The sequence below is a fragment of the Streptomyces sp. NPDC000229 genome (genome assembly GCF_040300825.1).
GTDB lineage: Bacteria > Actinomycetota > Actinomycetes > Streptomycetales > Streptomycetaceae > Streptomyces.
The window spans coordinates 26,880-50,714 of record NZ_JBEPEL010000018.1 but is presented as its reverse complement, the minus strand read 5'-3'; the positions used below and the strand labels follow the sequence as shown (position 1 = coordinate 50,714).

Below are 23,835 nucleotides of genomic sequence, written 5' to 3'. Positions count from 1 at the left end.
ACTCCTTACACAGCCGTCACCAGCGTTTCGCCGGGGAAGTCCGAGGTACCCGCTGTGCATGCGTCTACTCAGACCACGCGGCGTGTACGCGCCCCAGGAGGACACGGAACTGCTCGCCCAGGCGGCGCGCAGCGAACTGCGCACACTGCACGCCCAGCCCGGCGTCGAGGTGCTCGACGTCGGTACGGGAACCGGCGCGCTGGCCCTGATGGCCGCCGAATGCCCGGGCGCACGCGTGACCGCAGTCGACATCTCCTGGCGCGCCGTGCTCGCCGCGCGCTACAACGCCTGGCGCCTCGGGCTGCCGGTCGTCGTCCGCCACGGCGATCTGACCACACCGGTCGAGGGCCGGCGTTTCGATCTGATCCTGTCCAACCCGCCCTACGTCCTGTCCCCGCGCCCCGTGCGACGCGGGGAGGAGCGCACGTGGAACGCGGGCGTGGACGGGCGCCAGGTCATCGACCGGCTCTGTGCGCGGGCGCCTGACCTGCTGCGGGACTCGGGGGTCCTGCTGCTGGTGCAGTCGGCGCTGTCCGGGGTGGACGCCACGCTGGACAAGCTGGCGGAAGGGGGCCTGTCCGCGCGGGTCGAGCTGCGGGCCAGGATCCCGTTCGGGCCGGTCATGGCGCAGCACGCGGAGTGGCTGGAGGAGCAGGGGCTGATAGCGCCGGACGAACGCAAGGAAGACCTGGTGGTGATCCGTGCGCAGCGAACCTGAACCCGTGCGCGGCGAGAGTGGACGTGACGCCGAACGGGTGGTGATCGACCGGGAGGGGCCGCTCCTGATGGAGGGCCCCGTCGAGATCCGGCTGCCGGACGGTACGACGGCGTACTCGGACCGCTTCATGGTCGCCGTGTGCACCTGTCGGCGCAGCCGCCGCTACCCGTGGTGCGACACCAGCCACCGGCGCCGGACCCGCGGGGAGGATTGAAAGGCCGCGGCCTGCGCACTCGTACGGCATGACCCACCCCAACCCGAACCCCGACCCGGATCCTGGTCCGGAGCGCACCCCGGGCCTCGACGCCGGTGGCGGCGTTCCGCCGGGCGAAACGCCGCCCGCGGAGTCGAGCATGTCCGGCGCCGGACCGAGGGAGACGCACAACCCGCCGACCGGTTGGGCGAAGGCACCGATGGTGCTGATCCTGCTGGTCGTCGTCCTCGTGGCGGCGCTGTTCGTCGCGATGGCAGTGGTGATCGCACTCTGAAAGGAGTCGAGGCATGACAACCGCACGTCAGCTGATGACCAAGGGCGTCGACTGCGTCGGTGAGGGTGACACCGTCCTCCAGGCCGCCGAGATGATGAAGCAGCTCGGGGTCGGCGCGATGCCGATCTGCGGCTCCGACGACAAGCTCAAGGGCATGCTGACCGATCGCGACATCGTGGTGAAGGCGCTCGGCGCGGGCAAGGACCCGGCGAAGACGACGGCCGGCGACCTGGCGCAGGGCGAAGTGGTGTACGTGGACGCGGACGACGACGTGCAGATGGTGTTGCGCAAGATGTCCGAGCACAAGGTGCGACGGCTGCCGGTGATCGACAACCACCGCCTGGTCGGCATGATCGCCCAGGCCGACGTCGCCCGTGCGCTCCCCGACCCCCAGGTCGGCGACCTGCTGGAAGCCCTCTCCACCGACTGATCGTCGGCCGTCCCCGGCCGCGACGCCCACACCGCCACCGCCCCGCGATTCCCGCGGGGCGGTGGCGTGCGCGTACCCGGTGCGCCGCGTCGCCCACCGCCGCCGGTCACCTCCGACCCCGCCGGGCACCCGCCCCGCCACCGGGAAGCCCGTAGAACCAGCGAGAACCCCGGAGAACCCCGGCACGGCCCTTCCGGATGACTGGAACACGTTCTACTCTGTGCGGCGCCGAAGGGACTGGCCGCGACGCCTGGAGGGGCCGTGCACCTCGAATACACACCCGAGCAGCACCGGCTGCGCGCCGAACTGCGCGCCTACTTCGCCGGACTCGTACCGGAAGGCGCCCACCCGGGCGACGCCGACCCGACCGCCCGCAAACGGTTCTACCGCGCCACCGTCCGCCGTCTGGGCGCCGACCGCTGGCTCGGAGTCGGCTGGCCGAAGGAGTACGGCGGGCGCGGGCTCACGCCCATGGAACAGTTCATCTTCTTCGACGAGGCCGCCCAGGCCGGTGTTCCGCTCCCGCTCATGGCGCTCAACACCGTCGGCCCGACGATCATGCGGTTCGGCACCGAGGAGCAGAAGGCGTACTTCCTGCCCCGCATCCTCTCCGGCGAGATCGACTTCGCCATCGGCTACAGCGAGCCCGACGCGGGCACCGACCTCGCCGCGCTGAAGACGAAAGCCGTCCGGGAGGGCGACGAATACGTCGTCAACGGGCAGAAGATCTGGACCACCAACGGCGACACCGCCGACTGGGTGTGGCTCGCCGTCCGCACCGACCCGGACGCCCCGCCCCACAAGGGCATCACGATGCTGCTCGTCCCGACCACGGACCCCGGCTACTCGTGCACCCTCATCAACACCCTCGCCGGGCACGACACCACCGCGAGCTACTACGAGAACGTCCGCGTCCCCGCCTCCCACCGCATCGGTGAGGAGAACAAGGGCTGGCGGCTGATCACCAACCAGCTCAACCACGAGCGCGTCACCCTCGCCGCCCACGGCACCATGGCCATCCGCGCCCTGCACGACGTGCAGCGCTGGGCCGCCGGCACCAAGCTGGCCGACGGCCGCCGCGTCATCGACCTCGGCTGGGTCAGGAAGCGTCTCGCACAGACCCACACCAGGCTGGACGCGATGAAGCTCCTCAACTGGCGGATGGTCAGCGCACTCCAGCACGGCACCCTCACCCCCCAGGACGCCTCCGCGGTCAAGGTGTACGGCTCCGAGGCCCGGCGGGACGCCTACGCGTGGCTGATGGAGGTCGTCGGCTCGGCCGCCCCCCTGAAGGAGGGCTCGGCAGGCGCGGTCCTCCACGGCGAGCTGGAGCGCGGCTACCGATCCGCCGTCATCTTCACCTTCGGCGGCGGCAACAACGAGATCCAGCGCGAGATCATCTCCTGGATCGGCCTGGGAATGCCCCGGGTGCGGAGGTGACGCCGGACGATGGGAACAGCCACCGGCGACAGCGGCGCGGGTCTCTTCGGGTCCGGCTCCGTGACCTGGCAGCTCCGCAGCGACCCCATGACGGGGTCGCCGGCGTCCGGGCGCTGTACCTCCAGGCGCTGCACCCCGCCGCCGTACACGGAGTCATGAGCCCACACCCTGTACGGCAGCCCGCGTGTGGCCCGACACGGTCACGTACCGGCTGACCGCGACCGGCAACCTGCTGCGCTGCGTCCCCTCCCGTATCCGCCGGCAACTGCCGCCCCAGCACATCCTCGAAGCCGTGTCCGGACTGGAACCCGAAAGCCGCCCTGCCCCGTACGAACTCCGCAGACAGGCCGCCATACTGGACGGGCCGGGGAGGGCGTGGCGGGGGCGACGGGCGGATCGACGGGGACTCGACGGGGGCGATGGCACGCGATGGGGGACACCAGGCTGCTCCAGGGCCGGTACCGGCTCGAGGAGTTGATCGGACGCGGCGGCATGGGCGAGGTGTGGCGCGCCACCGACGAATCGCTCGGCCGCCGCGTGGCGGTCAAGTGCCTCAAGCCACTGGGACCGCAACAGGACCCGAACTTCGTCACCGTGCTGCGCGAGCGGTTCCGACGCGAGGCGCGCGTCGCGGCCGCGCTCCAGCACCGCGGCGTCACCGTCGTCCACGACTTCGGTGAGTCCGACGGTCTGCTCCACCTGGTCATGGAACTCCTCGAAGGCCGCAACCTCAGCCAGCTCCTGGAGGACAACAGGCAGCACCCGCTGCCCGTCGACGAGGTCGTCGACATCGCGGAACAGGTCGCCGACGCCCTTGCCTACACCCACCGGCAGGGCATCGTGCACCGGGACCTCAAGCCCGCCAACATCATGCGGCTGGCCGACGGCACGGTGAAGATCTGCGACTTCGGCATCGCCCGCCTCGGCGCCGACATCGGCTTCACCGCCCGCCTCACCGGCACCGGAATCGCCATGGGCACCCCGCACTACATGTCGCCCGAGCAGATCAGCGGCGGCCACGTCGACCACCGCAGCGACCTGTACTCCCTGGGCTGTGTCCTGTACGAGATCGCCACCGGGGTAACGCCCTTCGACCCGGGCGACGCCTGGGCCGTACTCGTGAGCCACCGCGACACCCCGCCCGAGCCGCTGCGCAACCACCGGGCGGAACTCCCCGAGTTCTTCGAGCGGGCCGTCCTCGACCTGCTCGCCAAGTCCCCCGACGGCCGCCCCGCCGACGCCGCCGACCTCCGCCGCCGCATCGCCGCCGGACGCCCGGCCCCGGCCGCCGTGCTCCACGCCCCCTTCCCCCTCGCACCCTCCTACCCCCGCGCCCACCGCCTGCCGTCCTGGACCCGCGGTATGACCACCGGACACAAGGCGGTCGGCACCGCCGTGCTGCGCGCCACCCCGCCCCCCGACCCGGCGGTCGGCCTCACCGGCGAGTGGACCACCCCGACCGGCCCGCACGGCACCGCCCTCCCCGTGCCGGCACCGCCCCGCCCCCGGCGCCCCACGCCCGCGCCCCAGGCGCTCGCCCATCTGGCCGGCCGGCACAGCGCGGGCCTCAGCCTCGGCCGGATCGGCCGCTGGGAAGAGGCGGGGGAGGTGCACCGCGCGGTCGCCGCCGCACGCGAACACGCCCTGGGCCCCGATCATCCCGACACGCTCACCAGCCGGTACGAGGTCGGCCTCACGCTCGTCAGGACCGGCCGTGACGCCGACGCCCTGCGCGAGTTCGGCCGCGTCGCCGAAGGCCGGGCCCGGGTCCTCGGCCCCGACCACCCCGACACCCTCACGGCCCGTCAGGAAACGGCGTACGTCCTGGGCCGGCTCGGGCGCCACTTCGAGGCCCACCAGGTGTACACCTCGGTCCTCGACGCCCGCACCCGCACGATCGGCCCCGACCACCCCGAAACGCTGCGCTGCCGCCACAACCTGGCGTTCACCCTCGGCAGGCTGGGGCGCCTGGAGGAGTCGTACCGCATGGCGTACGACCTGGCCGCCGCCCGCGCCCGCCTGCTGGGGCCCGAGCACCCCGACACCCTGGTCACCCTGTACGAGGTGGCCTGCACACTCGGCCGGCTCGGGCGCTGGACCGAGGCGCTGCGCGCCTACCGGGAGGTCGCCGCGGCACGCGCCCACGCCCTCGGCCCGGGCCACCCCGACACGCTCACCGCCCGCTACGAGGTGGGGATCAGCCTCGGCACACTGGGCCGCAGCCACGAGGCGCTGGAGCTGTACCGCGACCTCGTCGACGCCCGCGCCCGGGCGGACGGCCCCGACCACCCGGAGACGCTGCGCGCCCGGCACGGCCTGGGCGTCAACCTCGGCCGGCTCGGCCGCTGGGCCGAGGCGCTCGCCGAGGCCCGGGGCGTGTGCACGATCCGCGAAAGGGTGCTGGGCCCCGACCACCCCGACACCCTGGTCAGCTGCCGGGAGGTCGCCGTGGGACTCGGCTGGCTCGGCCGCTGGGCCGAGGCGCTCCCCGTCTACCAGCGGGTCGCCCAGACCCGGGAGCGGGTACTCGGCGCCACCCACCCGGACGCCCTGACCAGCCGCAACGACGAGGCGCACTGCCTCCAGCAGCTGGGCCGGCAGACGGAGGCCGTCGAACTGTTCCGGCGGGTCGCCGAGCTGCGCCGCCGACGGAGCGGCCCCTAGAGGAGCCGGAGGAGCGCGTGTTACGAAGGGCCATGACCGTACAGCGCTCGTACGACGCCGTCATCGTCGGCGGAGGCCACAACGGACTGGTCGCCGCCGCCTATCTGGCCCGCGCCGGCCGCTCCGTCCTCGTCCTGGAACGCCTGCCCGACACCGGTGGGGCCGCCGTCTCCACCCGGCCCTTCACCGGGGTGGACGCCCGGCTCTCGCGCTACTCCTACCTGGTGTCCCTGCTGCCGCCGAAGATCGTGAGCGACCTGGGCCTGCGGTTCGCCGTCGCCCGCCGCACCATCTCCTCGTACACCCCGGTCGAGCGCGGCGGACGGGCCGCCGGCCTGCTGGTCGGCGGGGAGCGGACCCGGGAGTCGTTCGCCGCGCTCACCGGCTCGGACGCCGAGTACGCTGCCTGGCAGCGGTTCTACGCCACGACCGGGCACGTCGCCGAACGCGTCTTCCCCACCCTCACCGAGCCGCTGCCCGCCCGCGACGCCCTCCGCGCCCGGATCGATGACGACGAGGCATGGCGGATGCTCTTCGAGGAGCCCGTCGGCGCCGCGATCGAGGAGCACTTCGCCGACGACCTCGTACGCGGCGTGGTGCTCACCGACGCGCTGATCGGTACGTTCGCCGACGCCCACGACCCGTCCCTCGTCCAGAACCGCTGCTTCCTCTACCACGTGATCGGCGGCGGGACGGGGGAGTGGAACGTGCCCGTCGGCGGAATGGGCGCCCTCACCGGCGCCCTCGCGGACGCGGCGCACTCGGCGGGCGCCTGCATCCGCACCGGTCACGAGGCGCTCCGGATCGAGACCGACGGCCGCACCGCCGAGGTCACTTTCCGCACGCAGGACGGGGAGGGCACCGTCGCCGCCCGGCACGTCCTGGTCGGCGCCTCGCCGCACGCGCTGGCCACCCTGCTCGGCGAACCCGCCCCGCCGCCCGCCGAGGGCGCCCAGCTGAAGGTCAACATGCTGCTGAAGCGGCTGCCCCGGCTGCGCGACCGCTCCGTCGACCCGCGTGACGCGTTCGCGGGGACCTTCCATGTGTCGGAAGGGTACGGGCAGTTGGCGACCGCGTACCGGGAGGCGGCGGCCGGCCGGCTACCGAGCGCCCCGCCCTCCGAGATCTACTGCCACTCGCTGAGCGATCCGTCGATCCTCGGCCCCGATCTCGCCGCGCGGGGCCACCAGACGCTGACGCTCTTCGGCCTGCACACCCCGGCGCGGCTCTTCACCGCCGACAACGACACCGCCCGCGCCGCCCTCCTCAAGGCCACCCTCGCCGAACTCGACGCCCACCTGGCCGAACCGCTGGCGGACTGCCTCGCCACCGACGCCGAAGGCCGCCCGTGCATCGAGGCGAAGACCCCGCTCGACCTGGAGCGGGACCTACGGCTCCCGGGCGGCCACATCTTCCACCGCGACCTCGCCTGGCCGTACGCCACCGACACCACCGGCCGGTGGGGCGTGGAGACCGCCCACGCCAATGTGCTGCTCTGCGGAGCGGGCGCGGTGCGGGGCGGCGGTGTCAGCGGCATCCCCGGCCACAACGCGGCCATGGCGGTGCTGGGCCGCTGACGCCCGGTTTCCTGACCCGGACACACGGATGGGCGCCACCAGGGCGCCCATCCGTGTGTCGCTCGTGGTCAGCCGACGTCCCAGCAGGTGGCCTCGAAGTGCTTGACCTTGACGTCGCCGGCCTTCACTTTGCCGCCCGACCCCCAGCAGCCTTCCACGTCCGAGTGGGCGGCGGCAGGGGCCGCGGCCATGAAGCCGACCGCGAGCAGACCGGCCAGAACGAGCGAGATGCGCCGAAGCATGAGTTTCTCCTTCGAGTTGGGGACTCGACACGACTGTTCGTCAGCTACGGCTCCACCGCACGCCGAGTCGCGCGGGCGGGTGATGGCCGCCCCTCGCACCACCCGGCGGCGACGCCAGGAGGCGGGCGGCGACGGAGCGCCCGTGAGCGACCGCCCGCAGCAGGCGCCGCGCTGCCTGTCGGAGCCGCCTTCGGAGGCAGCGCGGCACTTCCCACACACCGGGCACGGTGGAGTGGACCGGCCCGATGGATCGCGCTTGCCCGGGACGGCCGGCGGCATACTGCGCCGTCCGGGTGATCACCCGGAATCGGCAGAGCACCGCGAAGGCCGCTCCGGCGCTTCATGGTGGAGCCCCGGTCGCCCCGGCCCCCCGAAATGCAGCCCCTCAAGTCCCCGCAGGCCCCCTCAAGCCCCTCAAGTCACCTCAGGCCGCGGCACAGCGACTCGAGCGACCCCGGGGGAGTCGCCGAGCCGCTGCTGCCCGCCCGCCGCGGGGACGGGCCGAGGTGGGTCAGGTCCGGGTCGGCGGGTCCTGACGGGGATCGCTGCCGAACTGGTCCTTCAGCCTGTCCTGCCCGGTGTCGACCTGCCTGCTGTGCTTGCCCTGGGTCCGCTGGTCGACGGCGTCACCGCCCCGGTCGACTCCCTTGTCGGCCTGGCTCTCGTGGCCCTTGAGCATCTGCTTGAGCTTGTCCATCACGGACATAGGGTCGTCCTCCTCGCCGAGTGACCCCCCGCCCCTCAGTTTCGCCCGTCCGTGCGAAACCCGCATCTGCGGGGCCCCGGCCCGTCAGTCCGCCGACGCGGCCCACCCGTGCGCCTCGATACGGGCCCCGTCCGCGGGCCGTGTCTCGTCGAACAGGGTCCGGGAACCGTCCTGCACCCGGATGGCGTCCACGTACACCCCGCGGCCGACGTACAGCCGGTCCGTCGCGTACCGCCAGCGCAGCCGGACCGGCGTGCCCCGCCACCCGGACAGGTCCGCCTCCAGCCGGTGCCAGACCCGGCCCGACCAGCCGCTGACCGACCCGGCCGGGTGGGGTCGGGGCTCCTGTCCGTGACGTACCGTCATGAACGGCACCGGCCGCCACGTGGCACCCGCGTCACCGGACGCCTCCAGGAACAGGGCGTCCGAGCCGGGCTCGATGTCCCACCACACCGAGCAGCGCAGTCGCGGGCGCGGCGATACGGGTGTCAGGTCCGGCAGGGTGAGCGTCGGCGCCGTACTCGACGCCATGCCCGCGTACCAGGCGGTGCGGCCACGCGCCGGGCGTACCGGAACGGCGCGGGCCAGGTTGTTCGCGGTGGCCACGCGTGGCGCGGAGCCGGAGCGCCAACTGCGTACGGGATGGACCGAGTTGCCCAGGACCACCAGGAAGGAATCGGTGGTCGGGTCGACGACCAGGCTGGTACCGGTGAAACCGGTGTGACCCGCGGTGTACGGGGTGGCCATGGCGCCCATGTACCAGTGCTGGTAGAGCTCGAAGCCGAGGCCGTGCTCGTCCCCGGGGAAGGCGGTGTTGAAGTCGGTGAACATCAGTTCCACCGACTTCGGCTCCAGGATGCGGGCGTGCCCGTAGACGCCGCCGTTCAGCAGCGTCCGGGCGAGGATCGCCAGGTCCCAGGCGCAGGAGAAGACCCCGGCGTGTCCGGCGACACCGCCGAGGCTGTACGCGTTCTCGTCGTGCACCTCGCCCCACACCAGGCCGCGGTCGAGACCGGACCAGGGTGCACGGGCGTCCTCGGTGGCGGCGATCTTCGGTCTCCAGGACCCGGGCGGGTTGAAACGCGTGCGGTGCATCCCGAGCGGAGCGGTGATCTCGTTGCGGAGCAGGGCGTCCAAGGAGTGACCGGTGATCTCCTCCAGGATCAGCTGAAGCGAGATCAGGTTGAGGTCGGAGTAGAGATAACGGGTGCCCGGCGGGTTCGCCGGGGCCTCCTGCCACAGCAGCCGCAGCTTCCCCTCCCGCGTCGGCTCCTTGTACAGCGGGATCCAGGCGCGGAAGCCCGAGGTGTGCGTGAGCAACTGCCGCACCGTGATGTCCTGCTTGCCGCCGCCCCCGAACTCCGGGAGATACGCCGTGACCTTCTCGTCCAGCTCCAGCGCCCCGCGCTCGATCTGCTGCACGGCCAGGATCGACGTGAAGAGCTTCGATACCGACGCCAGGTCGAAGACCGTGTCGTCGGCCATCGCGATCCGCCGCTCCGGCGGCAACTCCACACCCGTGTCGGTCTTCTCGTCGTAGGCCGCATAGCGCACCGCGTGCCCGATCGCCCGGTGCAGTGCCACCGTCGCGCCGCGCCCCGCCAACAGCACCGCCCCCGCGTACCACGGATGCTTGGGGGAGGGCTCCAGGAACCGCTCGGCGTCGGCGACCAGCCGGTCCAGGTGCTCGGGCAGTAACCCGGCCCGCTCGGCGGAGCCCAGCCGCAGCGTCGGCCGGCCGCCTCCCGCCGGACGGACGGCGTCCGCCGCCGCGGCCCCTGACCCCGGAATCGAACCGATCACCAACGCACCTCCCAGGGCCAGCACCCCGCCGCCGAACCGGCGACGGTTCATCCCCTCCGTCATGGCCACCTTGCTCCCCTCCCGGACGCTCCCTGAGACAGTTGCCGAGACACTCCCGAAGTGCTTCCTGCAACGGCGCCCGAAACGGATTCGCCATGACTTCCGCAAGACCCCTGAAGCGCCCTGGGGCTGTCTGAAAGAATTCTTCGCCACCGCCCGCACCACGTGAAACTTTCTTACCACCGCCCCGGTGGCGTCAAGAACCGGCCACCCGGAAAGAATCTGACGCTTCATCAGAAAATCTCTTCCCTCGTCCGCTCCGCTGCGGCATCCTGCCGCCCATGGAGACGGAGCTGAGCAAGAGACTGGGTGTCGAGCACGCCATCTTCGGCTTCACGCCCTTCCCCGCCGTGGCGGCCGCCATCACCAGAGCGGGCGGATTCGGCGTCCTGGGCGCCGTCCGCTACACCGCCCCCGACGACCTGGCCCGCGACCTCGACTGGATGCAGGACCACACCGACGGCCTGCCGTACGGCCTCGACGTCGTCATGCCGGCCAAAAAGGTGGAGGGGGTGACCGAGGCCGACGTCGAGGCGATGATCCCCGACGGACACCGGCGGTTCGTCGCCAAAACCCTCGCCGAGCACGGCGTACCTGAGCTCCCCGACGGCGAGGCCTCCGGCTGGCGCATCACCGGCTGGATGGAACAGGTCGCCCGCAGCCAGCTCGACGTCGCCTTCGACTACCCCATCGCCCTCCTCGCCAACGCGCTCGGCTCCCCGCCCCCGGACGTCGTCGACCGCGCCCACCAGCAGGGCGTCCTCGTCGCCGCCCTCGCCGGCAGCGCCAAGCACGCCCGGCGCCACGCCGACGCGGGCATCGACGTCGTCGTCGCCCAGGGATACGAGGCGGGCGGCCACACCGGCGAGATCGCGTCCATGGTCCTCACCCCCGAGGTCGTCGACGCCGTGGACCCGCTGCCCGTCCTCGCCGCCGGGGGCATCGGCAGCGGCGAGCAGATCGCCGCGGGGCTCGCCCTCGGTGCCCAGGGCGTGTGGCTCGGCTCCATCTGGCTCACCACCACCGAGGCCGACCTCCACTCGCGCGCCCTCACCGCCAAGCTGCTGGCCGCCGGCTCCGGCGACACCGTCCGCTCCCGGGCCCTGACCGGCAAACCCGCCCGCCAGCTGCGCACCGAGTGGACCGACGCATGGGACGACCCCGACGGCCCCGGGCCCCTGCCCATGCCGCTCCAGGGCCTGCTGGTCGCCGAAGCCGTCTCCCGTATCCAGAAGTACGAGGTCGAGCCGCTGCTCGGCACACCCGTCGGACAGATCGTCGGCCGGATGACCTCCGAGCGCGGCGTACAGGAAGTCTTCGACGACCTCACCCGGGGCTTCGAGCGGGCCGTCGCCCGCCTCAACCGCATCGCACAGAGGAGCCGGTGACATGACACCGCCCAACGGCTTCTGGGCCCAGGCCGCCGCCGACCCGGCCCGTACCGTCCTGACCGCACCCGACGGGGAGGAGTGGACCGCCGGCCGGCTGCACGCCGCCGCCAACCGGCTGGTCCGCGGGCTACGGGCGGCGGGCCTGGAGACCGGAGACGCCTTCGCCGTCGTCCTGCCCAACGGAGCGGAGTTCCTCACCGCCTACCTCGCCGCATCCCAGGCGGGCTTGTACCTGGTGCCCGTCAACCATCACCTCGTCGGGCCCGAGATCGCCTGGATCGTCTCCGACTCCGGTGCCAAGGTGCTCATCGCGCACCAACGGTTCGCCGAGGCCGCCCGGTCCGCGGCCGACGAGGCGAATCTCCCGCCGAGCCACCGGTACGCCGTGGGCGGCGCCGTCGAGACGTTCCGGCCGTACGCCGAACTCCTCTCCGGGCAGCCCGGCTCACCGCCCGACGGCCGCACCCTCGGCTGGGTGATGAACTACACCTCCGGCACCACCGGCCGCCCACGCGGCATCCGCCGCCCCCTGCCCGGCAGGCCCCCGGAGGAGGCGTACCTCGGCGGCTTCCTCGGCATCTTCGGCATCAAACCGTTCGACGGGAACGTCCACCTGGTCTGCTCGCCGCTGTACCACACCGCCGTGCTCCAGTTCGCGGGCGCCGCCCTGCACATCGGCCATCCCCTCGTGGTCATGGACAAGTGGACGCCCGAGGAGATGCTGCGCCTCATCGACACCCACCGGTGCACCCACACCCATATGGTCCCCACCCAGTTCCACCGCCTCCTCGCCCTCCCCGAAGAGGTCAGGGCCGGTTACGACGTGACGTCGATGCGCCACGCCATCCACGGGGCGGCCCCCTGCCCCGACCACGTCAAGCGGGCGATGATCGACTGGTGGGGCACCTGCGTCGAGGAGTACTACGCGGCCAGTGAGGGCGGCGGTGCGTTCGCCACAGCCGAGGACTGGCTGAAGAAGCCCGGTACGGTCGGAAAGGCGTGGCCCATCAGCGAACTCGCCGTCTTCGACGACGAGGGCAACCGCCTCCCGGCCGGCGAACTGGGCACCGTGTACATGAAGATGACGACCGGTGGCTTCAGCTACCACAAGGACGAGGACAAGACCCGCAAGAACCGCATCGGTGACTACTTCACCGTCGGAGACCTGGGCCACCTCGACGAGGACGGTTACCTCTTCCTCCGTGACCGCAAGATCGACATGATCATCTCGGGCGGCGTCAACATCTATCCCGCCGAGATCGAGGCCGTCCTGCTCACCCACCCCGCCGTCGCCGACGCCGCCGCCTTCGGCATCCCGCACCCCGAGTGGGGCGAGGAGGTCAAGGCGGTCGTCGAGCCCGCCGACGGCCACACCGCCGACGACGCTCTGGCCGCCGGGATCCTCGCGCACTGCGCCGAACGCCTTGCAGGCTACAAGCGCCCCAAGAGCCTCGACTTCGTCACCGCGATGCCCCGCGACCCCAACGGCAAGCTGTACAAACGCCGCCTCCGCGACCCGTACTGGGAAGGCCACCGACGCCCCGTCTGACCGCCCGAGACGCCCCTGCCGCCCGATCCCCGCCTGCGCCGCCCGCGCCGTGCCGTCCACCCCGTGCATCCGTACTCCCGTGGACGCCGTCCGTACCGCCTGTGCCGTCACCCGTGCACGCCCCCTGCGCCGTGCCGTCCGTGCCGTGCACGCCACCCGTTCCCGGTGCGTACCTGATGCCGTACCCGGTTCGGCGCGTCCCTGCCGGGCGGGGCGGCGTCCGCTCTGGCAGCGTGGCGGCATGAGCACCGGCACCGGCACCGGCACCGGCACAGGCGCGGGCACCGGCACCGGCACGGGCGGCCGGGGCGCGCGGCCCGGCGGTGCGCGGCTCCCCCACCGGTGGACCACGTGGGTGCCGGTGGTCGCCGTGCTCGTGCTGGGCCTCGGCTGGGGGCGCGACCTGCCGGGGCCGGTCGTGGCCGTCGCCGGGCTTTGCCTGATCGGCTCGGTCCTCGGCCGTGCACCACGCCGAGGTCGTCGCCCACCGCGTAGGTGAGCCGTTCGGGTCACTCGTCCTCGCGGTCGCCGTGACCGTCATCGAGGTCGGGCTCATCGTGATGCTCATGGCCGGTGGCGGCGACAAGGCGTCCACCTACGCCCGGGACACCGTCTTCGCCGCCGTCATGATCACCTGCAACGGCATCGTCGGCCTGTCCCTCCTCGTCGCCGCCCTCCGCAGACGCGTCGCGGTCTTCAACGCCGAGGGCTCCGGCGGCGCACTCGCCACCGTCATCACGCTCGCGGCCATGACGCTGGTGCTGCCCAGCTTCACCACCAGTCGGCCGGCCCCCGAGTTCACGGGAGCGCAGCTGGCCTTCGCCGCCGTCGCCTCGCTCTGCCTGTACGGGGTCTTCGTCGTCGCCGTACAGACCGTCCGCCACCGCGACTACTTCCTCCCCGTCGCCCGCGACGGCGACGCGACCGGAGGCGACGACGAACACGCCCCGCCGCCGGGCCTCCGGGAGGCCTGGTGGAGCCTCGGCCTCCTGGTGCTCGCCCTCGTGGCCGTCGTCGGGAACGCCAAGCTCGTCTCACCGACCATCGAGGACGGTGTGGAGTCGGCCGGCCTGCCGAAGGCGGTCGTCGGCGTCGTCATCGCCCTGATGGTGCCCGGACACCGACCGGGGCCCGCGTCACCCCCGGGTGATCCGCGCGCACTCGGCTACCACCTCGCGCAGGCTCCCGGTCCGCCGCAGCAGCTCCCGCTGGATCCGCGAGCCGTTGCCGGTCTTCAGCAGACCGGCGAGCGCCTCCTGCGCGGGTACCACGTCACCGCTGTCCTCCAGCGCGTCCCTGACGTGGTCGAACAGCGCCCGCACCACCGCCTCGGCCGGTGCCGGCCGCATCGTCACCGGGTGAATGAGCTGGTCCTCCAGACCCGACCGGGCCGCCCGCCAGGCGGCCAGCCGCAGCAGAGCCACACCGTGCCGCGCCGGCGGCTCACCGTCGCGCCACTGCCGCGCCGCCGTCTCCACCAGGCCGCGCACCAGCGTGGCCAGCAGGACCGTGGTGGACGCGTCGAGACAGACGTCCGCCACCCGGATCTCCACGGTCGGGTACGAGTGGGACAGCCGGGCGTCGAAATAGACCATCCCCTCGTCCCGCAGCACCCCGCTCGCCACCATGTCGGCGACCTGCTCGTGGTACCGGTCGGCGGAACCGAAGATCTCCACCGGGCCGGCCGACGGCCAGCGCCCCCACACCCGGTTGCGGTAGCTGGCGTATCCGCTCTCCTCGCCCTGCCAGAACGGTGAGTTGGTGCTCATGGCCAGCAACACCGGCAGCCACGGCCGGATACGGTCCAGGACGGCCACGCCCTCCTCGTCCGACTCCACCGACACGTGCACGTGACAGCCGCACGTCAGCTGCTCCTGCGCGGTCAGGCCGAAATGCTCCTTCAGCCACTGGTGGCGCTCACCGGTGCCGATGGTGGGGGACACCGGGAGCGGTGAGGTCGCCAGTGCGGCGACCGTCGCGTCCAGCTTCTCGGCGTGCCGCGCCGCCTCCGCCCGGCACCGCCGGATTTCCTCTCCCAGGTCGCCCATGACGGTCTGCGGGCGCGTGGCGAACTCCAGCTGCTGCCGTTGCAGCTCGCTCTCGAAGACCTCCTCGTCGCCCTCGGGGTCCCGTGCCGCGGCCGCCAGTACGGCCGTCGACAAGGCCCTCGGGTCCCCGGTCCGGCTGTCCACCAGGAGGAGCTCCTCCTCGACACCCACACTGCGCATGACTGACCTGCCTCTCTTACGGAATGCGGGTCGTTTGCCCTGGATCCGGCCCCTCACGCATCGGCCGCCGGGCGGCGCCCTTCGGACGGGTGTGCGGAGACGCGCGGACGGGGCATACGGGCAGAACAAGATCGTCCGCGTACGAGAGACGAGGAGGGAGCCCGCAGATGGGGATACCCGCCCGCAGGCCACGCACCGACCGCCCCAGCCGCCCGGTCGCCCGCCGTGCGGGCTTCAGCCTGCGCGAGACCACGCTCGGCTTCGGTCTGGTCGCCATCGTCCTGTGCGGTACGGGGGCGATGGCGCGGGCGGCCGTCGGTGACTCCGCCGACGTGCCCGCGGCCGCGCTGGCCGTGGCGGGCACCCTCGCGGTGGCCCTGGCGCTGGTACGCGCCGCCCGCCGTCGCCGTGCCCCGGCCGCCCCGCCGGCGGAGCCGCCCGTGTACGTGGACTGGGCGGCCATGGACGCGGACGCCTTCGAACAGGCCGTCGCGGACCTCTGCGCACGGGACGGCTGCCTGGACGTCGAGGTGGTCGGCGGCGCGGGGGACCTGGGCGCGGACGTGGTGGCCACCGCGCCCGACGGGCGGCGCGTCGTCGTCCAGTGCAAGGCGTACGGACCGGACCACAAGGTGGGTTCCCAGGACGTGCAGCGCTTCGGCGGAACGTGCTTCGCCGTGCACGAGGCCCATGTCGCCGTCGTCGTGACCACGAGCGAGTTCACCGAACCTGCCGCCCAGTACGCCGCCCAGTGCGGCATCCTCTGCGTCGACCGGCGGGGCCTCGACGCCTGGACGGACGGCACCGGCCCGGCCCCCTGGGTACAGGTGCCGCTCCAGGAGGCGGAATGCTGAGCCCTGCCACGTCACCCCCCTGCCGGGCCGCCTGAGCAGCGTTCCCGTGCCGGCTCTCATACGGGAGTGCCGGACTCGGCTCCGCCCAGCTCGAACGACAACCGCGGCGACAGCGAGCGCAGGAACCTCCGGCGGCACTTCGACCGGGCCGTGGGTGTGCCCCCGGACTCCTGCCGGCGCACCTTCCGCAGCCCCCACTGAGAACGGCCACAGACAGGTCGCCGGTCAGCAGCCCCACCGAACGGCTACAGGTCGCCGATCCGGTACTCGGAGCGGGCCTTGTTCAACAGGTCCTCGGCGGTGGCCTCGGCCGACTTCCCCGCCGGCACGTCGACGCCCAGGGTGAGACGTTCCTGCCGGGAGTTGAGCACGATGAGCGTCTTGGACAGGCGGCGCGGTGTGCCTTCCCCTTCCTTGCTGTACGTCAGGGTGAGGACGGCGGCGTCACGTCCCTGCTCGGTGGCGGGCTGCACGGAGGCGACGGCGGCGGAGCCACCGGTCGGCGGGGTGGCCGTCTCGTACTCCTGCTTCCAGCGCTGCGCCGTCGCCATGGCGGTCTCGGTGGTCTTCTCCTTCTTGTCCACGAGCAGCGTCATGTCGCCCTTGGGGGAGGTGTAGCGGGTGCCGGTGTACGCGCCGTCCGAACTTTCGAGGTCGTCCGCCGTGGTGATGGTCCAGTCGGCCGGGGCGGCGACGGTGACGCGCATGCGGTACTCCTCGTAGCGTTTCCACCCGTCCGGCACGTCGTCGCCTCCGAACGGGAGCACCAGGGCGACGAGCAGGGCCACCACCAGGGCGGCGCCCGCGGCGAGGGGCAGCGGCCTCAGGAGCCGGCGCTTCAGGGAGCCGGGCCGCGCTGCCGCCGGACCGTCCTGCCCGGGCGGCGCGACCGCGGAGGCCGAGGTGGACGGCCGGGGGAGAGGGGTCGTCGCGGCACGCAGCATCGGCAGCGCCGCCTGGGCGGTGAGCCGGCTCTCCGGCTCCTTGCGCAGCAGGCCGGTGACGACCGCGGTCAGTTCCGCGGAGTGCTGCGGCGGGGGCAGCTCGGCGAGGAGGATGGCCTGGAGGGTCGAAGGCGTGGTCTGCCGGCGGAACGGCGACACGCCCTCGACGGCCTGATAGAGCATCACCCCGAGCGACCACAGGTCGGACTCCGGTCTCGGACGGCGCCCCAGCACCCGCTCCGGCGCGATGTACTCGGGCGAGCCGACGAAGGCGCCGGTCTCGGTGAGCTTCTGCTCGCCCTCCATCTGCGCGATGCCGAAGTCGGTGAGCACGACGCGGTCGTGGCGGCCCACCATCACGTTGCCGGGCTTCACGTCACGGTGCAGCACCCCGGCCTCGTGCGCCGCGGTCAGCGCACCGAGGACCGCGAGCCCGATCCGGGCGGCCTCCTGCGGGGACACGGTCCCCTCGTCCAGCAGCTCGGCGAGCGACTTCCCGCGCACCAGCTCCATCACGATCCACGGGCTGTCGCCCTCGGTCACCACGTCATGGATGGCGACCACCGAGGGGTGATCGATGCGCGCGGCGGCGCGGGCCTCCCGCTGCATGCGCAGGTAGGCGGTGTGGCGCTCCGCGGCGGTGAAGTGCTCCGGAACCCTGGGCTCCTTGATCGCCACATCGCGGTCGACCACCTCGTCGCGGGCCCGCCAGACCGTTCCCATCCCGCCGGACCCCAGGCGCTCCAGCAGCCGGTAGCGTCCGCCGATCAGCCGGCCCGCCCCTGCGTCCGGCCTGTCGGCCCCTTGCGGCCCTTCCGGGCGTTCTTCCGGCTCCCGCGCCGCCGGGACCGGTGGCTGCAACGCGTAGCTCGTCGGCTGTTCGTGCCGTCCCCCGTCGTTCTTCATGCGCCCATCATGCACGGCGGGTGACGTTCCCGTTGCCCCGGTGCCGCCCTACGGTGCCGGTGCGCAGTGGGGGCCGGCCGGGGACCTCGTGCCGTCGGTTCCGGGCCCTCACCCGGAGCCGCGCGCATCCACGATCCGCTTGATCTTCCCCACCGACCGCTCCAGCGTCCCCGGGTCGACCACCTCCACCCCGACGGACACTCCGATCCCGTCCTTCACGGCCGCCGCCACCGCCCGCGCCGCCTCCGCCCGCACCTCGCGGCCGGCGTCCGCCCGTGCCTCGGCGCGCACGGTGAGCGCGTCCAGGCGCCCTTCCCGGGTGAGCCTGAGCTGGAAGTGCGGGGCGAGTCCCGGCGTACGCAGCACGATCTCCTCGATCTGGGTGGGGAAGAGGTTCACGCCCCGCAGGATCACCATGTCGTCGCTGCGGCCGGTGACCTTCTCCATCCGCCGGAACGCCGGCCGGGCCGTGCCGGGCAGCAGCCGCGTCAGGTCGCGGGTCCGGTACCGGATCACCGGCATGGCCTCCTTGGTGAGCGAGGTGAACACCAGCTCGCCCCGCTCGCCGTCGGGCAGCACCTCGCCCGTGAAGGGGTCGACGACCTCCGGGTAGAAGTGGTCCTCCCAGATGTGCAGTCCGTCCTTCGTCTCCACGCACTCCTGCGCCACGCCCGGGCCGATCACCTCCGACAGGCCGTATATGTCGACCGCGTCGATCGCGAACCGCTCCTCGATCTCCCGCCGCATCTCCTCCGTCCACGGCTCGGCACCGAAGATGCCCACCTTCAGGGAGGTGGAGCGCGGGTCGACGCCCTGCCGCTCGAACTCGTCCAGCAGCGTCAGCATGTACGACGGCGTCACCATGATGATCTCGGGCCGGAAGTCCTGGATCAGCTGCACCTGACGTGCCGTCATCCCGCCGGAGGCCGGAACGACCGTGCACCCGAGCCGCTCGGCTCCGTAGTGGGCCCCGAGGCCACCCGTGAACAGCCCGTATCCGTACGCCACATGGACCGTATGGCCCGGACGGCCCCCCGCCGCGCGGATCGACCGCGCCACCACGTCCGCCCAGATGTCCAGGTCGCCGTCGGTGTACCCCACGACGGTGGGCCGTCCGGTCGTTCCGCTGGACGCGTGGACCCGCCGTACCCGCGACCGGTCGACCGCGAACATCCCGAAGGGGTAATTGTCGCGCAGGTCGGCCTTGGCGGTGAACGGGAAGCGGGCCAGGTCGGCGAGCGTATGGCAGTCCTCCGGGCGCAGGCCCGCCTTGTCGAAGGCCTGCCGGTAGAACCCCACGTTCTCGTACGCGTGGTGCAAGGTGGCCCGCAGCCGCTGCAGCTGAAGCGCTTCGAGCTCCGCGCGGCCCATCCTCCCCCTGCCTTCGGCGGGGGGACCCCCACCGGCGTCGAGCAATTCCGTCATCCGCCGCACTCCCGTCCTCGCGCATGTCTGCCGGACTGGACGACCGATCATTCGGTCGATCCGTCCGGATCAGTAATCCAAGCCGGCGGCCCGATCGCAAGAGGTGCGAGGCCACTTCTTGTCGTTGCGGGGCCGGACGGGAGGCTGTGAGGATCTCCGCCATGCCCACCTTCCGCAGCTACGACGGGACCCGACTCGCCCATCACCTACGGGGGGAGGGTGAACCGCTCCTCTGCCTGGCGGGCGGTCCGATGCGCGCCTCCGCCTACCTCGGCGACCTCGGCGGCCTCGCCGCCCACCGCCGCCTGGTCCTGCTGGACCCGCGCGGCACCGGTGGCTCCGCCGAGCCGGCCGACTCCGCCACGTACCGCTGCGACCGGCAGGTGGCGGACGTCGAGGCACTGCGCGCGCACCTCGGCCTGGAGCGCGTCGACCTCCTGGGCCACTCCGCCGCCGGCACCCTCGCGCTGCTGTACGCGGCCACGCACCCCGAGCGGATCGCCACGCTCACCGTGGTGACGGGCGGCACGCGTGCCGTCGGCATCGGGGCGAGCGAGCAGGACTGGCGCGGCGCGGCCGCCCTGCGGGCGGGGGAACCGTGGTACGCGGCGGGGCGCGCCGCCTTCGAGGAGGTGTGGGCCGGGTGGGACATGGGCGAGGTCGTCGACCTGATCACGCCGTTCGTGTACGGGCGCTGGGACGCGAACGCCAAGGCGCACGCCGCGTCCGCCGACGAGCAGATCAACCGGGCGGCGTCGGCCGCGTACTTCGCGGACGGCGCTCTCCCCGACCCGGAGGCGGTCCGTGCCGCGCTCGCCGGCCTCACGGCGCCCGTGCTGGTGTACGTGGGCGAGTACGACGGCGGCCCCACGCCCGCCCGTGCCGCCGAGCTGGCCTCGCTGATCCCGTGCGGCGAGGTGGCCGTGCAGCCGGGCGCGGGCCACTACCCGTGGGTGGACGACCCGGGTGCCTTCTGCCGCACGGTCGCCGCGTTCCTCGACCCGCGGTACGGACCCTGACCGCCGACGGCGGGGTGCGTATCGCGTACCGCCCGGGCGGGGAGGCGCGACGCCCGTCGTCCTGGTCCACGGACGCGGAAGCTCCGGCCGAGACTGGACCGAGGTCGCCGAGCCGGCTCACCGCCCCCGGCGCCGCGGGTACGCCCTGGACCAGCGGGGCCAGGGCCTGAGCGACCGGCCAACCGGATACACCCTCGAACGGCTCCGTGACGCCCTGCGCGCCCTCCAGTGCGGGCTACGGGGTGACCGTGAAGACCAGCTCCGGCCGGTCCCACATCACCGCGGGCGGGTTGGCGTTCACCGTGCCGACCCGCCGCGCGCCCACACTGCGGTAGAAGCCCTCGGCGGGCGGGTGTGAGACCACCCGTACAAAGGCCGCCCCGGCCGCCCGCGCCCGCTCCGTCATGTGCGCCACGAGCCGGCGGCCGACGCCGAGCCCCTGGGCGGCGTCGGCGACGAACATCAGGTCCAGCTCCGGCGGGGACAGGACCAGGGCGTAGAAACCCAGCACCCGCTCGTCCTCCCCGACGGCGAGATGGACCTCATGGGCGTCGATGTAGTCCGGCCCCACCCGGTAGCCCGCCACCATCGGGGCGTAGGGGCCTTCGTAGGCGCGCGAATTCCGCACCAGAGAAGTCAGCCGCTTCGCGTCCCGGGGGGTGGCCCGCCGGATCCGCACCGGCTGCTGGTCCGGCCGGCCGGCGGTGCCGCGCCCTGTCATACGCGAAGTCATGGAGAGAGTATTACTCCCCGGTGGCTGTTCGGGGAAACGGCCAGGTCAGGGCTGTGCCCCGGTGTGCGCCGCCGCCACGGTCCGGGCCCACCGGTAGTCGGCCTTGCCGCTGGGGGAGCGCTGGATGCGGTCGGTGATCACCAGCTGGCGGGGAACCTTGTACCCGGCCAGCCGGGTGCGGCAGTGGCCCTGGACGTCGTCCAGCGAAAGCCGCTCCGCGCCCGCGCGCAGCTGCACCACGGCCGCCACACGGTGGCCCCACCGGGGGTCGGGGACGCCGGCGACCAGTGCGTCGTACACGTCCGGATGTGACTTGAGCGCCTGCTCGACCTCTTCCGGGAAGACCTTCTCGCCACCCGTGTTGATGCACTGCGAACCCCGCCCGAGGACGGTCACGATCCCGTCGTCGTCGACCGTCGCCATGTCACCGAGCAGCACCCACCGCTCACCGCCGCGCCGGAAGAAGGTCTCGGCGGTCTTGACGGGGTCGTTGTAGTAGCCGAGCGGTACATGGCCGCGCTGGGCGAGGCGCCCGACCTCGCCCGGTGCCACCGGTTCGTACGTCGCCGGGTCGACCACCTGCGTCCGGCCGTTGACCCGCAGCCGGAACCCCTTCTCCGGCCCCGAGTCGTCCGTCGCCGTGCCGTTGAAGCCGGACTCGGACGAGCCGAAGTTGTTCAGCAGCATCACATGCGGAACCAGTGCCAGGAACTGCCGGCGCACGGTCTCCGACATGATCGCGCCCGACGACGACACGCTGAACAGCGACGACAGGTCGACGCCCTTCAGCGGGCCGCTCAACGCGTCGATCAACGGCCGCAGCATCGCGTCGCCGACCAGCGACACACTGGTGACCTTCTCCTTCTCCATCGTCCGCAGCACCTCGTGCGGCACGAACTTGCGGTGGAGGACCACCCGCTGTCCGAAGTTGAAGCCGATGAACGCGGTGAGCGTCGACGTGCCGTGCATCAGCGGGGGAGTGGGGAAGAAGGTGATGCCCTCGCCGCCCGCGGCGACCCGCTCGGCCAGCTCCTCGGGGGACTTGACCGGCTCACCGGTCGGCGCGCCACCGCCGAGCCCGGAGAAGAACAGGTCCTCCTGGCGCCACATCACCCCCTTGGGCATACCGGTCGTGCCGCCCGTGTAGATGATGAACAGGTCGTCACCCGAGCGCGGCCCGAACCCCCGCTCCGGCGAGCCGGCCGCCTCGGCGTCCGTGAACTCCGTGCACGCGAGCTCCGGCGCGTCCTCGGACGCCACCCCCACCCGCACCAGGTGCCGAAGCCTCTCCGTCTTCGGCAGCGCGGCCGCCACCCGCCCCGTGAACTCGGCGTCGAAGACCACCGCCGCGAGGTCCGCGTCCCGGTAGAGGTAGACCAGTTCCTCCTCCACGTACCGGTAGTTGACGTTCACCGGTACGATCCGCGCCTTGAGGCAGCCGAGCACCGTCTGTACGTACTCGACGCCGTTGTACAGGTGCAGCCCCAGGTGCTCACCGGGCCTCAGCCCCGCGTCGAGGAGATGGTGGGCGATCCGGTTCGCGGCGGCGTCCAGCTCCGCGTACGTCAGGCGACGCTCCGCGCCCGTCCCCGGATGGTCGATGTGGACGAGCGCCTCACGGTCCGGGACCACGTCCGCGACCGATTCGAACAGGTCGGCAAGGTTGTACTCCACCGCTCCTCCTCCACCGCGGCCCGACTGGCCCGCCGGTCATTAGAGCGCCGCCACGCACAAGTGGGAAGGGACCGCACAGAAGAATCTGACTGCCTGTCAGAAAGCTATTGAACTGGCACCCCTGCTCCTGCAACCTGTTCTAGGTCGCGAAACGGGAGGACAGCCATGAGCGGTACGCAGCACCTCACCGTGCGGCGCCAAGGCGCCACACTGGTACTCACCCTGAACAGGCCCGAGGCGAAGAACGCGCTGTCCCTGCCGATGCTGGTCGGGCTGTACGACGGCTGGACCGAGGCCGACGAGGACGACGCGATCCGCTCCATCGTGCTCACCGGAGCCGGCGGCGCCTTCTGCGCGGGCATGGACCTCAAGGCACTCGCCGGGGACGGAATGGCGGGCCAGGACCACCGGGAGCGGCTGAAGGCCGACCCCGACCTGCACTGGAAGGCCATGCTGCGCCACCACCGCCCCCGCAAGCCGGTCATCGCCGCCGTCGAAGGTCCCTGCGTGGCGGGCGGCACGGAGATCCTCCAGGGAACCGACATCCGGGTCGCCGCCCAATCCGCGACCTTCGGCCTCTTCGAGGTCCGCCGCGGCCTCTTCCCGATCGGCGGCTCCACGGTCCGCCTCCCGCGCCAGATCCCGCGCACCCACGCCCTGGAGATGCTGCTCACCGGCCGCCCCTACAGCGCGACGGAGGCGGCCCGCATCGGCCTCGTCGGGCACGTCGTCCCCGACGGCACCGCCCTCGACAAGGCCCTGGCCATCGCCGAGCAGATCAACGCGTGCGGCCCGCTCGCCGTCGAGGCGGTCAAGGCCTCCGTGTACGAGACGGCCGAACTGTCCGAGACGGAGGGCCTCGCCGCCGAACTGAAGCGCGGCCGGCCCGTCTTCGACACCGCCGACGCCAAGGAAGGCGCCCGCGCCTTCGCCGAGAAACGCGCCCCCGTCTACCGCCGAGCCTGAGCACGACGACCGGCAGCC

The 23,835-nt window shown here is 72.6% G+C and carries 20 protein-coding genes and 3 pseudogenes; 15 read left to right on the top strand and 8 right to left on the bottom strand.

The window, feature by feature from the left end:
- The first annotated feature begins 58 nt into the window (after window positions 1-58).
- The 8 genes and pseudogenes from ABT360_RS12550 (at window position 59) to ABT360_RS12515 (ending at window position 7,317) form a co-directional block, all read left to right on the top strand.
- A complete protein-coding gene (locus ABT360_RS12550; protein ID WP_351814289.1) occupies window positions 59-718 on the top strand; it encodes a HemK2/MTQ2 family protein methyltransferase in 660 nt (219 codons plus the stop codon).
- Window positions 719-722: 4 nt separating this feature from the next.
- Window positions 723-932, top strand: coding sequence for a CDGSH iron-sulfur domain-containing protein (locus ABT360_RS12545; RefSeq protein WP_444852228.1), 210 nt, complete (start codon window positions 723-725; stop codon window positions 930-932).
- Window positions 933-960: 28 nt separating this feature from the next.
- Window positions 961-1,206, top strand: coding sequence for a DUF6480 family protein (locus ABT360_RS12540; RefSeq protein WP_351814285.1), 246 nt, complete (start codon window positions 961-963; stop codon window positions 1,204-1,206).
- Window positions 1,207-1,219: 13 nt separating this feature from the next.
- The gene (locus ABT360_RS12535; RefSeq protein WP_351814283.1) at window positions 1,220-1,636 is read left to right on the top strand and encodes a CBS domain-containing protein; all 417 of its coding nucleotides are present in this window, start codon (window positions 1,220-1,222) and stop codon (window positions 1,634-1,636) included.
- A 261-nt stretch (window positions 1,637-1,897) separates the two neighbouring features.
- Window positions 1,898-3,076, top strand: coding sequence for an acyl-CoA dehydrogenase family protein (locus tag ABT360_RS12530; protein ID WP_351814281.1), 1,179 nt, complete (start codon window positions 1,898-1,900; stop codon window positions 3,074-3,076).
- Window positions 3,077-3,085: 9 nt separating this feature from the next.
- A pseudogene (locus tag ABT360_RS35390) lies at window positions 3,086-3,267 on the top strand (oxygenase MpaB family protein); the annotation flags it as partial.
- 238 nt (window positions 3,268-3,505) lie between these two features.
- Window positions 3,506-5,740: a serine/threonine-protein kinase gene (locus ABT360_RS12520; RefSeq protein ID WP_351814279.1), complete on the top strand. Its 2,235-nt coding sequence runs from the start codon at window positions 3,506-3,508 to the stop codon at window positions 5,738-5,740.
- 32 nt (window positions 5,741-5,772) lie between these two features.
- Window positions 5,773-7,317 carry a phytoene desaturase family protein gene (locus ABT360_RS12515; RefSeq protein WP_351814277.1) on the top strand — a complete coding sequence of 515 codons (1,545 nt, stop codon included), beginning with the start codon at window positions 5,773-5,775 and terminating at the stop codon, window positions 7,315-7,317.
- A 68-nt stretch (window positions 7,318-7,385) separates the two neighbouring features.
- On the opposite strand, the gene ABT360_RS12510 is transcribed toward ABT360_RS12515, so the two are convergent.
- The 3 genes from ABT360_RS12510 to ABT360_RS12500 form a co-directional block, all read right to left on the bottom strand.
- Entirely contained in the window at window positions 7,386-7,559 is a 174-nt protein-coding gene (locus ABT360_RS12510; RefSeq protein ID WP_351814275.1) for a hypothetical protein, read from the bottom strand.
- Between the two features lie 511 nt (window positions 7,560-8,070).
- Window positions 8,071-8,265, bottom strand: coding sequence for an antitoxin (locus ABT360_RS12505; protein WP_351814273.1), 195 nt, complete (start codon window positions 8,263-8,265; stop codon window positions 8,071-8,073).
- Window positions 8,266-8,349: 84 nt separating this feature from the next.
- Entirely contained in the window at window positions 8,350-10,131 is a 1,782-nt protein-coding gene (locus tag ABT360_RS12500; RefSeq protein ID WP_351814272.1) for a serine hydrolase, read from the bottom strand.
- Between the two features lie 278 nt (window positions 10,132-10,409).
- On the opposite strand from ABT360_RS12500, the gene ABT360_RS12495 reads away from it, so the two are divergent.
- The 3 genes and pseudogenes from ABT360_RS12495 to ABT360_RS12485 all read left to right on the top strand — a co-directional run.
- Window positions 10,410-11,516: an NAD(P)H-dependent flavin oxidoreductase gene (locus ABT360_RS12495; protein WP_351814270.1), complete on the top strand. Its 1,107-nt coding sequence runs from the start codon at window positions 10,410-10,412 to the stop codon at window positions 11,514-11,516.
- A gap of 1 nt (window position 11,517) precedes the next feature.
- Window positions 11,518-13,068, top strand: coding sequence for an acyl-CoA synthetase (locus tag ABT360_RS12490; RefSeq protein ID WP_351814268.1), 1,551 nt, complete (start codon window positions 11,518-11,520; stop codon window positions 13,066-13,068).
- A 361-nt stretch (window positions 13,069-13,429) separates the two neighbouring features.
- Window positions 13,430-14,180, top strand: a pseudogene (locus ABT360_RS12485) (calcium:proton antiporter); the annotation flags it as partial.
- 24 nt (window positions 14,181-14,204) lie between these two features.
- On the opposite strand, the gene ABT360_RS12480 reads toward ABT360_RS12485, so the two are convergent.
- Window positions 14,205-15,296, bottom strand: coding sequence for a glutamate--cysteine ligase 2 (locus tag ABT360_RS12480; RefSeq protein WP_351814266.1), 1,092 nt, complete (start codon window positions 15,294-15,296; stop codon window positions 14,205-14,207).
- 167 nt (window positions 15,297-15,463) lie between these two features.
- Here ABT360_RS12480 and ABT360_RS12475 point away from each other — a divergent pair, with 167 nt between their 5' ends.
- Entirely contained in the window at window positions 15,464-16,150 is a 687-nt protein-coding gene (locus ABT360_RS12475) for a restriction endonuclease (RefSeq protein WP_351814264.1), read from the top strand.
- A 245-nt stretch (window positions 16,151-16,395) separates the two neighbouring features.
- On the opposite strand, the gene ABT360_RS12470 is transcribed toward ABT360_RS12475, so the two are convergent.
- Window positions 16,396-18,000 (bottom strand): serine/threonine-protein kinase, encoded by a 1,605-nt coding sequence (locus tag ABT360_RS12470; RefSeq protein WP_351814262.1) that lies wholly within the window; start codon window positions 17,998-18,000, stop codon window positions 16,396-16,398.
- A 108-nt stretch (window positions 18,001-18,108) separates the two neighbouring features.
- Window positions 18,109-19,425, bottom strand: coding sequence for a phenylacetate--CoA ligase PaaK (paaK, locus tag ABT360_RS12465; RefSeq protein ID WP_351814260.1), 1,317 nt, complete (start codon window positions 19,423-19,425; stop codon window positions 18,109-18,111).
- Between the two features lie 161 nt (window positions 19,426-19,586).
- On the opposite strand from paaK, the gene ABT360_RS12460 reads away from it, so the two are divergent.
- Window positions 19,587-20,444 carry an alpha/beta fold hydrolase gene (locus ABT360_RS12460; protein WP_351814258.1) on the top strand — a complete coding sequence of 286 codons (858 nt, stop codon included), beginning with the start codon at window positions 19,587-19,589 and terminating at the stop codon, window positions 20,442-20,444.
- Window positions 20,392-20,628, top strand: a pseudogene (locus tag ABT360_RS12455) (alpha/beta fold hydrolase); the annotation flags it as partial. The gene ABT360_RS12460 and the pseudogene ABT360_RS12455, both read left to right, overlap by 53 nt.
- A gap of 51 nt (window positions 20,629-20,679) precedes the next feature.
- Here ABT360_RS12455 and ABT360_RS12450 read toward each other — a convergent pair.
- Both ABT360_RS12450 and ABT360_RS12445 read right to left on the bottom strand, forming a co-directional pair.
- On the bottom strand, window positions 20,680-21,177 hold the full coding sequence (locus tag ABT360_RS12450; protein ID WP_351814256.1) for a GNAT family N-acetyltransferase: 498 nt from the start codon (window positions 21,175-21,177) through the stop codon (window positions 20,680-20,682).
- A 45-nt stretch (window positions 21,178-21,222) separates the two neighbouring features.
- Window positions 21,223-22,851 (bottom strand): acyl-CoA synthetase, encoded by a 1,629-nt coding sequence (locus tag ABT360_RS12445; RefSeq protein WP_351814254.1) that lies wholly within the window; start codon window positions 22,849-22,851, stop codon window positions 21,223-21,225.
- Between the two features lie 165 nt (window positions 22,852-23,016).
- Between ABT360_RS12445 and ABT360_RS12440 the strand changes: the two genes are divergently transcribed.
- Entirely contained in the window at window positions 23,017-23,817 is an 801-nt protein-coding gene (locus ABT360_RS12440; RefSeq protein ID WP_351814252.1) for a crotonase/enoyl-CoA hydratase family protein, read from the top strand.
- Window positions 23,818-23,835 lie beyond the last annotated feature (18 nt).

Bases quoted from the DNA above. Each gene is read 5' to 3' on its own strand.
- ABT360_RS12550 (WP_351814289.1), top strand. From the start codon at position 59: ATGCGTCTACTCAGACCACGCGGCGTGTACGCGCCCCAGGAGGACACG.
- ABT360_RS12540 (WP_351814285.1), top strand. From the start codon at position 961: ATGACCCACCCCAACCCGAACCCCGACCCGGATCCTGGTCCGGAGCGC.
- ABT360_RS12535 (WP_351814283.1), top strand. From the start codon at position 1,220: ATGACAACCGCACGTCAGCTGATGACCAAGGGCGTCGACTGCGTCGGT.
- ABT360_RS12520 (WP_351814279.1), top strand. From the start codon at position 3,506: ATGGGGGACACCAGGCTGCTCCAGGGCCGGTACCGGCTCGAGGAGTTG.
- ABT360_RS12515 (WP_351814277.1), top strand. From the start codon at position 5,773: ATGACCGTACAGCGCTCGTACGACGCCGTCATCGTCGGCGGAGGCCAC.
- ABT360_RS12510 (WP_351814275.1), bottom strand. From the start codon at position 7,559: ATGCTTCGGCGCATCTCGCTCGTTCTGGCCGGTCTGCTCGCGGTCGGC.
- ABT360_RS12505 (WP_351814273.1), bottom strand. From the start codon at position 8,265: ATGTCCGTGATGGACAAGCTCAAGCAGATGCTCAAGGGCCACGAGAGC.
- ABT360_RS12500 (WP_351814272.1), bottom strand. From the start codon at position 10,131: ATGACGGAGGGGATGAACCGTCGCCGGTTCGGCGGCGGGGTGCTGGCC.
- ABT360_RS12495 (WP_351814270.1), top strand. From the start codon at position 10,410: ATGGAGACGGAGCTGAGCAAGAGACTGGGTGTCGAGCACGCCATCTTC.
- ABT360_RS12490 (WP_351814268.1), top strand. From the start codon at position 11,518: ATGACACCGCCCAACGGCTTCTGGGCCCAGGCCGCCGCCGACCCGGCC.
- ABT360_RS12480 (WP_351814266.1), bottom strand. From the start codon at position 15,296: ATGCGCAGTGTGGGTGTCGAGGAGGAGCTCCTCCTGGTGGACAGCCGG.
- ABT360_RS12475 (WP_351814264.1), top strand. From the start codon at position 15,464: ATGGGGATACCCGCCCGCAGGCCACGCACCGACCGCCCCAGCCGCCCG.
- ABT360_RS12470 (WP_351814262.1), bottom strand. From the start codon at position 18,000: ATGAAGAACGACGGGGGACGGCACGAACAGCCGACGAGCTACGCGTTG.
- paaK (WP_351814260.1), bottom strand. From the start codon at position 19,425: ATGACGGAATTGCTCGACGCCGGTGGGGGTCCCCCCGCCGAAGGCAGG.
- ABT360_RS12460 (WP_351814258.1), top strand. From the start codon at position 19,587: ATGCCCACCTTCCGCAGCTACGACGGGACCCGACTCGCCCATCACCTA.
- ABT360_RS12450 (WP_351814256.1), bottom strand. From the start codon at position 21,177: ATGACTTCGCGTATGACAGGGCGCGGCACCGCCGGCCGGCCGGACCAG.
- ABT360_RS12440 (WP_351814252.1), top strand. From the start codon at position 23,017: ATGAGCGGTACGCAGCACCTCACCGTGCGGCGCCAAGGCGCCACACTG.